The 400-nt window shown below is 65.0% G+C and carries 1 protein-coding gene; it reads left to right on the top strand.

Going from position 1 to position 400, the window contains the following annotated elements; translation table 11 throughout:
• Positions 1-400, top strand: a 400-nt coding sequence (locus K7862_RS37135; RefSeq protein ID WP_222970225.1) for a glycoside hydrolase family 11 protein, incomplete at both ends; no start/stop codon positions are given.

The raw sequence follows: 400 nt of genomic DNA, 5'->3' as shown, positions 1-400 counted from the left end.
ATCGGGCAACGCGTACCTGTCGCTGTACGGGTGGACCACCAACCCGCTGGTGGAGTACTACATCGTCGACAACTACGGCACCTACCGGCCGACGGGCACGTACAAGGGCACCGTCACCTCCGACGGCGGTACGTACGACATCTACGAGACGCAGCGGGTCAACCAGCCGTCGATCATCGGCACCGCGACGTTCAACCAGTACTGGAGTGTGCGGCAGTCGAAGCGGACGGGCGGTTCGATCACCACGGGCAACCACTTCGACGCGTGGGCGAGCCACGGTATGAACCTGGGCTCGTTCAACTACCAGATCCTGGCGACCGAGGGCTACCAGAGCAGCGGCAACTCCAACATCACGCTGGGCGGCAGTGGTGGTGGGACGACCGGCGGCACCACCGGCGGC

The sequence above is a fragment of the Actinacidiphila acidipaludis genome (genome assembly GCF_019890725.1).
GTDB lineage: Bacteria > Actinomycetota > Actinomycetes > Streptomycetales > Streptomycetaceae > Actinacidiphila > Actinacidiphila acidipaludis.
The sequence above is the reverse complement of the archived record's forward strand: the minus strand, read 5'-3'. Positions and strand labels throughout refer to the sequence as shown.